Raw genomic sequence first — 8529 nt, forward strand, 5'->3', positions numbered from 1 at the left:
AAAGAAAAAGTAAGGGGCAGATTGGTGTATTTCAATCTGCCCTTTTATTCCGATATTTTTCGCACTTTATTTAAGGCTCTTTTTTTCGTGGTATTTCGTAAAATCGCGTTGCGATTTTAATAAATTGATGGCATTTAAAAGTAAGTTTTTAGTCTCGCTTAAAATGGCAAGATAGAGTAAGCTGTTTTTTGTTCCAACCTCCATGCGCTTAATTCGTTTTATTTGCTTTTTGTTTTTGGAAGCAATAATCTCAATTAATTCATGTTGCATGATAATAATCTGATCAATATTTTGATATTCTTTTTTAAGAATCACAGACTGAATGGTCATCAATATTTCATTTACCTTTTCCTTTAGCAACATTAATTCTTCTACCTGAACATCGATGAGGCTTTTATGATTATTATTAAGATGATTATGACAAGGATTGCTTATGAATGTAATATTATGAGCCAATTCTCTAAGATAATCAAGCACTTGTACATAATAATGACCTGATTCAACAGAATCTTCATTTAGCCTGCTAATGGTGGCACTTAAACTATTTTTTAGTTCTTTAGTATCAAGATTGAGTTTTTTGATGTCTTTCATTACCTTCTTAACCTGTTTGAGGTCTTCGGCAATGATCCCATTCAAAATTTCCTGATAATAATTGTTCACATCAACAATCATAGTTGAAACAGTCAAATTACAACGCTGTACAATATTCTTCTCACCAATGTCTTCGATCTGATCTGTAAGCTCTTTTTTCGTTACCCTGTTTTTGTGGATTCGATGAGTACGATATACCGTAATGATTGCAACGGCAACCATCAGAGATATTCCGAATATCCCGGTATAATAGAAAATAAGAGCCATTATAAATGCAAGTGTAAAAGCAGAAAGTGCAGTAAAGAACCATCCGCCAATAACACTTAATACTCCGGTAATTCTATAAACAGCGCTTTCTCTTCCCCATGCTTTATCAGATAAAGAAGACCCCATGGCTACCATAAATGTGACATAAGTAGTGGATAAGGGAAGTTTCATTGAGGTGGCAAAAGATATTAGAATACTTGCCACTACTAAATTGACTGTAGCCCTGATCATGTCAAAAGCCGGGGCATCTTCTATGGAGTGGCTAACTTCGCTTGTTATTGGCTCAAATTGTTTTTCTATTCCGGCTTTTATTTTTTCAGGAACAATATTGCTGAATGTTTTACCGAAATTTAAACTTACCCGTACAATCGATCTTGATAAACCTGAAGATCCAAATCTTTCACTTCCTTCATCCTGTCTGCTAAGATCAAGTTCAGTTTTTGTGACTGATCTGGCCTTTTTTGAGAACCAAAGTGTTAAGACCATAACTATACCTGCAAACAATAAATATAGCGTAGGGGGTTTTACTGCACCTTGTAGGGAAGTCATTAAAAATGTATCTGCATCAGCACCAGGTTGAGCGATAAATGCCTTAAACGACTCAAATCCGGCAAGCGGAACACCAATAAAGTTTACCAAATCATTCCCTGCAAATGCCATTGCCAAGGCAAAGGTACCAACCAAAACAATCAGTTTTAAGATATTGAATTTGAAGGCCCAATGTAATATTTGTAAGAGTACCGACCATGAAATAAAACTTACGGTAAGTATTAAATTAGTGTTATTGTGAATAAAATCCTGAGTTTCATCACTCATAAACGTGGCTCCTTTCGCCCCTTTAATTAATATGAAATAGATGATCGCTGTAATTGCGAAGCCGCCCCAAAGTCCTCCAAAATAGTTCAGCCTCTTTTTGTAGTTAAAAGTGAAGATGATACGGGTAATATATTGTACGATGGCCCCAACCGAAAATGCAATCACAACGGATAACAAGATACCGGATATAATACCGAGTGCCTTACTTGAATTAATGTAAACGCTTATATCCTTTGATCCTTCAGGCATTCCGTAAATTTTGATAATGGATACGGCAACTGCGGCTCCCAGTAATTCAAAGACGATGGAAACAGTTGTGGAAGTTGGCAATCCATAAGTGTTAAATAAATCCAGGAGTATAACGTCTGTAATCATTACTGCCAAAAAGATGATAATAATTTCAGAAAAATAAAATTGTTGTGGATGAAAAATCCCTTTTCGTGCAACTTCCATCATCCCACCAGAGAAAGTGGCACCAACCAATATCCCTACGGCAGCTACGAGCATGATTATTTTAAACGGAGCAGCTTTTGAACCTATTGCCGAATTTAAAAAGTTGACCGCATCGTTGGTAACACCAACTACTAAATCTGAAATTGCAAGCAGGAAAAGTACCCCAATCAATACAATGTACACTGTTATCATAATGCTTTTATTAGTAAAACCCTTGAATTAAACAAGTATCTATTTGATTATCTTATTAATAACTTTGGTGTTAAGATTCGGTTAAATTAATGTTAAATTTATATTAAGCATTCCGAAACAATAAATAAGTTATTAAAAATTATTCACAATAAATTTAAGCCCAATGCTGGATTTCAATAATGTTTCCCTCGGGGTCGTTAATGTAAACAAAGGTGATGGTACCCAGGCCCTTGATCTCTTTATTAATTAAATCCCCAACCTGACTGCCACCATTCGCCAGTGCTCTTTTTAAAATAACTTGTACATCGTCAACTCTGAAAGCAAGATGAGCCAATCCTTCAGTATTGATTTTCTTGGGATGGGGTGAAGAATTATTGTCATATTGGAATATCTCGAGTGTTGGGCTGCCTACCTCAAATCCCGGCAATCTTAAATGAACTCCATTAATATGAACATCCTTAATCGAGGTAGCTTTATCCATCCAATCACCACTCAGGTCCCTTTCGGGCCAAAGCGAAACACATTCGAATACCTTGGTGTAAAAATCGGCTAATTTCTTCCAATCTTTGGAAATAATATTTACATGTACGAATTTCATATGCTTTAATTTTAAATTATAGAATGATGAAAGATTCAATCATGAATTACAGTTAAAGTTAATCAAATAGGAAATGCTTCCTATTTTTTAGGATGTTATTTTTATTAATTTGCGGGTTAATTATTAACATAAAATGCATATGTCGAACCAAGGCTTTTCATCTCTGGATTATATTGTTTTTATATCCTACTGTTTTTTAATTATTTTCATTGGACTTTGGGTTTCAAGGACTAAAAAGGGAACTAAGAAGACGGCCCAGGATTATTTTTTGGCAGATAAATCATTGCCATGGTGGGCCATCGGAGCTTCATTGATCGCGGCTAACATTTCGGCGGAGCAAATGATCGGGATGTCGGGTTCGGGCTATGCAATTGGTTTGGGAATTGCCTCTTACGAATGGATGGCTGCCATTACCTTGATTATTGTTGGGAAGTATTTTTTACCTGTTTTTCTTGAAAAGAAAATTTATACCATGCCCCAGTTTTTAGAAATGCGTTACGACGGTAGGGTGCGTACTGCCATGGCTTCATTCTGGTTAGTAGTTTATGTATTCGTCAATCTGACATCTGTTTTATACCTTGGTGCGTTGGCCATGGAAACCATCATGGGCATTCCGATGAATTACGCAATCATGGGATTAGCAATTTTCGCGGCAGTATATTCTATTTATGGTGGATTAAAGGCTGTGGCATGGACAGATGTAGTTCAGGTTGTTTTTTTAATTGGTGGTGGATTGGTAACTACATTTTTGGCTTTGGATGCCGTATCGGATGGACACGGATTTATTGCAGGTTTCAAAGTTTTACTCGAACAAGCTCCTGAAAAATTCAATATGATTTTGCATGAAGGAGAATTATTGATCCCTGACGGAAAAGGTGGTTTGAAGGATGCTTTTATGGATTTGCCGGGAATAAGTGTATTGGTAGGCGGGATGTGGATCGCGAATTTATCGTATTGGGGATTTAATCAATATATCATTCAGCGTGGATTGGCTGCTAAGAGCATAAAAGAGGCCCAACGTGGAGTTATTTTTGCTGGTTACCTGAAAATATTAATTCCATTAATCGTGGTGATTCCGGGAATTGCAGCGTTTGTGCTTACAAATGGAAGCGGGGTCATTGATCCTTCTGATAAGGCTTATCCATGGTTATTGCATAATTATGTACCTGCAGGGATTAAAGGTCTTGCCTTTGCAGCTCTCGCCGCTGCTATTGTTTCTTCTTTGGCGTCAATGCTTAACTCCACTTCGACCATCTTTACCATGGATATTTATCGAAAATTTATTAATAAAGATGTTGGTGACTCGAAAATGGTTAGTGTGGGACGAATTACTAGTTTTGTGGCTTTGGTGGTAGCTGTATTATCGGCACAGCCATTGCTTGGCAATCTCGATCAGGCCTTTCAATACATCCAGGAATTTACGGGCTTCGTAACCCCTGGTGTAGTTGTCATATTTTGTTTTGGGCTCTTTTGGAAAAGGATTACTTCAAATGCAGCGCTCGCAGTTGCCATATTAACCATTCCTCTGTCATTCTTGTTTAAAATTTTATTACCCGAAATCCCTTTCATTGATCGCATGGGATTGGTATTTTTGATGCTGGCCCTTGTTGCTATCATCATAAGTTATACTGATAAGCATTTACAAGCCAAAGGCCTTGAGTTAAAAAGAAGCATGTTTAAAACAGATGTCAAATTTAATGTTTTAGCTATCTTTTTAAGTGTAATAGTAATGGTATTATACCTGTTGTTTTGGTAATCAATTTTGGATTCTAAATTCGAAAACACCTAAATCAGGATTTTCGGTTCTTCGAATACCAAGTATATCAAAAGGGGCTTTAGCTGCAATATGTGTTGAGCCTTTATCAACAGCAGGAGATAGCCTTTTTAGTTGGAAATTCAAATTTCGAACATCAAAAAAAAGTGAATCAGGATTTGTGATACACTGAATAAAACGATCGTCATTTATTATATTCAATCGTGTTTTCAAAGAATTGTGATCAAATTTTAATATAGGGTTACCTGCGTTCAAAAAGTCTATTAACAATTCATCATTCTCTCTTCCGTCGATAATACAATTTCCAATATGGGCCTCAAATTCACGAACAGATGAATTTCCGTCGCTGTCACGAATATAATTGTTCAAATAAACAGATGGTGTTTTACGAACCGTTGAAGTCCAATAATTTGCGAAGGTTGAATGAATAAAACTATACTTACCGCCCATTGTTAACGAGAGTAAGTAATCTCCGCAATTGGTCACTAAATTATTACTTGCTGTAATTTGATAATTTCTTGCTAAAATACCTCCTCCGCTCATGTTCGAAATTCTTGTGTTATTAAGAATTAAGGAGTTCCCCATAGGATTGTCAAGTGTTTCAGCCTGAATACCAATAAACCCATTTTTGATGATGGCATAATTGATCTCATTATTTACACTTCCCTCATTGATCCAGATCCGATCCCATTGTCCGGGCAAATCCCGATAATCTTCATCTAAACGATCACCGGTAAAAATAACAGGATCTTCAAGTGTTCCGTTTACTTTGATACTGCCACCTTTATAAACCCAAAGTCCTGAATTATTGTGGAAATGGATTTTTGCCCCTTTATCAATTTGTAACACTGCACCTGAATCAACCACTGCATAACCATAAATAAGATAGGGTCTCGTGCTCTTCCATTGAACTTTTGAATTTTCAGGAGCTACAATCCGAAAGGGTGGAAGTCCCGGAATATTTTGATTTGCGATGATGTAATTTGCATTCTGACCCCAGGCTACCAATGAAATAATTTGAAAATTTAGATCGGTCGTAAATCTAAGTTGGTCGGAAACCACAAAAGGGCTATTTATATTATTTGGATCGATAAGTACCTTGACAAAAATATAAAGACTGTCCCCACCATCAAGTTCGACATCATTCAATTTTAAGGCTGCCAAACCATCAATGTTCAGCCGATATGCAGAAGCTTCACCTCCGGCTAATTCTATTGATCTGATTAATATTTTATTACTAGAATTGTTGTAAACTTTGAGCTGTTTTGTAATTGACCCGATGCTTGTAAAAACGGTATCAAAGACAATGGAATCAGTTGAAAAACTGAGTGTTTGTCCAACCGGAAGATCAGTAAATTTGTCTTTTTTACAGGAAGAAAAAAAGAGTAGAACAGCAATCGGAATTACGAAAAAGAAGCGATAATATTTGGTTGTAGCTGTAAGCATAATTAATTTTGATTCTCAAAGATAAACAAACCCATATTTATACGGTAGATTTTAATTAATATTGTGTTTTAATTACGAAGTGTTTGTTACGTAAATTTTGAGGTTGTGAAAAATTGGTTTAAAATTAGGATTTTGTGCCTGCTAATTATAGGGTTTTCCTCCTCGGTTAAATTGAATGCTCAAGAAAATGATTATAAAAATTTTCAACCAAGGCGAAGTTTTATTGGTGGCAATTTAGGGATACAATTTGGAACGCTTACTATTATAGATGTATCACCATTTCTGGGATACAAGCTAATAAATAATTTGTCGATTGGGGCGGGCTTTACTTACCAGTTTTATAAGGATTCCAGAACTGAACCTTCCTATACCAGTAATATTTATGGAGGCAGAATATTCTCAAGTTATACTTTTATACCCGAGGTTTTTGCCTATGCCGAGTATGAGGTGCTAAATATAAAAATCCCTATCGGTTATGAAGAGTATGCAAGAAAAAATGTCAGCAGTGTCCTTGTAGGTGCAGGTTATCGTCAAATGATCGGGCCAAACCTCTATTCAGATATTATGATTTTGTGGAATCTTACCGAATCACCGGATTCTCCATACGCTAATCCCATATATCGAGTTGGATTGGTCATAGGATTGTAATTTGATTAATGCTTTTAAATTTTCTTTAAAACATCAATCAGTAAATTCCAAAATTTCACGGTGCTTTCTATGCGCAATCTTTCATCAGGTGAATGGGCTCCTTTAATCGTAGGGCCAAACGATATCATGTCCATTTCCGGATAAATATCACCGATCAGTCCACATTCAAGTCCGGCATGAATTGCCAGTACTTTAGGGTCTTTATTAAATAATGAACGATAAGAGGCTGCTGTAAGTCTGACAATTTCTGAATTTGGATTTGGGGTCCATCCGGGATAACCATCAGAATGATAGATTTTAGCCTTGGTATGCGTAAATGTTGCCCGTACCATGTTTGTCGCATCTATTTTTGAGGACTCCACAGAGCTTCGCTGACTTGTTGTTATTTTGATAAAATCATCTGAAAATTTTACCGCAGCAAGGTTTGTGGATGTTTCTACAAAATCAGCAATTGATGCTGAATAGGCCAATACTCCGTGAGGACAAGCATAAAGAGAGTTTAGCAAATTGTCTTTAGAATATTGATCAATGATAAATTTAGGCTTATCAGTTTTTTCTATCTGGATATTCAAACCGGCATCTGTGAGTTTGTATTCATTTTTTAATGTTGAAAAATAGGTTGCCACAAAATCCTGAATGCTTTTCGAATCACTTTCTGAAACACAAACAATTGCATAAGCCTCCCTGGCTATGGCGTTACGTAAATTTCCACCATCAAAAAGAGCTAATTTGAGGTCAAACTTCGATGAGACCATCCATAGCAAACGATTTAGAATTTTGTTGGCATTGCCTAAGCCTTTTTGGATATCATCACCTGAATGTCCACCTTTCAACCCATTAACAGTGATTTTGAGACTAACGAATTCTTTAGGAACTGCTTCTTTTTTATAGGGCATTTCAATAGTTGTATCTTTTCCACCTGCACAACCAATATAAAGCTGGCCTTCATCTTCCGAATCAAGATTCAATAAAACTTTTCCTTTAAGAAGGGAAGGGGCAAGATGTCTTGCTCCAGTCAATCCAGTTTCCTCGTCAGCCGTAAATAAGCACTCTAATGGGCCGTGCTCAATTTCTTTAGATTCCAGAATGGCAAGCTGAGCAGCGATTCCGATACCGTCATCTGCACCAAGAGTGGTTCCTTTTGCTTTCACCCACTCACCATCAATGTAAGCTGTTATGGGATCCTTCTCAAAATCATGAATTTTGTCACTGTTTTTTTCACAAACCATATCCATATGGCTCTGTAAGACCACAGTCTTTGCTTTTTCTTTCCCTGCACTTGCAACTTTTTTAATAATAACATTCCCCACTTCATCCTTGTACGTTTCGAGGTTGTTTTTCTTTCCGAACTTTAAAAGGTATTCAATAATTTTTTCTTCTTTTTTTGAAGGCCGGGGGATTTCCAGTATTTCATTAAAATAATGCCAAAGACGTTCGGGCTTAAGGTTAGCAATTTTTTGATCCATTTTTAAAGACTTTAGTTAAAGCAGTAAAGTTAGTAAATTAGATTGAAGTTCGGCTTCAGGAATAGATGATTTAACTTAACCTCAGTTCGATCTAAGTGTTTCTCATGAAACTGATTCAGTATGTCTGAAATTCAGCTTTTTGAGCTAATAAGACGTTAGAATTTTGACTTTCTAATATCTAAAGTCTAACGTCTTATATCTTAATTCATTAAAACGCTTATGACATAGGAAGTATGTATTTTAATGATTTCTTATATCGAATTGAGGTTATTTGTCAA

Annotated in this window: 6 protein-coding genes; 2 read left to right on the forward strand and 4 right to left on the reverse strand. The window is 36.2% G+C overall.

Annotated elements, in window-relative coordinates; genetic code table 11:
- Positions 1-66: 66 nt before the first annotated feature.
- Both KKG99_12860 and KKG99_12865 read right to left on the reverse strand, forming a co-directional pair.
- A complete protein-coding gene (locus KKG99_12860) occupies positions 67-2319 on the reverse strand; it encodes an inorganic phosphate transporter (protein MBU1013886.1) in 2253 nt (750 codons plus the stop codon).
- A gap of 154 nt (positions 2320-2473) precedes the next feature.
- Positions 2474-2917, reverse strand: coding sequence for a VOC family protein (locus tag KKG99_12865; protein MBU1013887.1), 444 nt, complete (start codon positions 2915-2917; stop codon positions 2474-2476).
- Between the two features lie 139 nt (positions 2918-3056).
- Between KKG99_12865 and KKG99_12870 the strand changes: the two genes are divergently transcribed.
- Positions 3057-4673, forward strand: a complete 1617-nt coding sequence (locus tag KKG99_12870; protein MBU1013888.1) for a sodium/sugar symporter — start codon at positions 3057-3059, stop codon at positions 4671-4673.
- On the opposite strand, the gene KKG99_12875 is transcribed toward KKG99_12870, so the two are convergent.
- Positions 4674-6137 (reverse strand): hypothetical protein, encoded by a 1464-nt coding sequence (locus KKG99_12875; GenBank protein MBU1013889.1) that lies wholly within the window; start codon positions 6135-6137, stop codon positions 4674-4676.
- Positions 6138-6269: 132 nt separating this feature from the next.
- Between KKG99_12875 and KKG99_12880 the strand changes: the two genes are divergently transcribed.
- Positions 6270-6785, forward strand: coding sequence for a hypothetical protein (locus tag KKG99_12880; protein MBU1013890.1), 516 nt, complete (start codon positions 6270-6272; stop codon positions 6783-6785).
- A gap of 14 nt (positions 6786-6799) precedes the next feature.
- Here the strand turns inward: KKG99_12880 and KKG99_12885 are convergent, their stop codons facing one another.
- A complete protein-coding gene (locus KKG99_12885) occupies positions 6800-8251 on the reverse strand; it encodes an aminoacyl-histidine dipeptidase (GenBank protein MBU1013891.1) in 1452 nt (483 codons plus the stop codon).
- Between the last annotated feature and the right edge of the window lie 278 nt (positions 8252-8529).

The organism is Bacteroidota bacterium, assembly GCA_018816945.1.
GTDB lineage: Bacteria > Bacteroidota > Bacteroidia > Bacteroidales.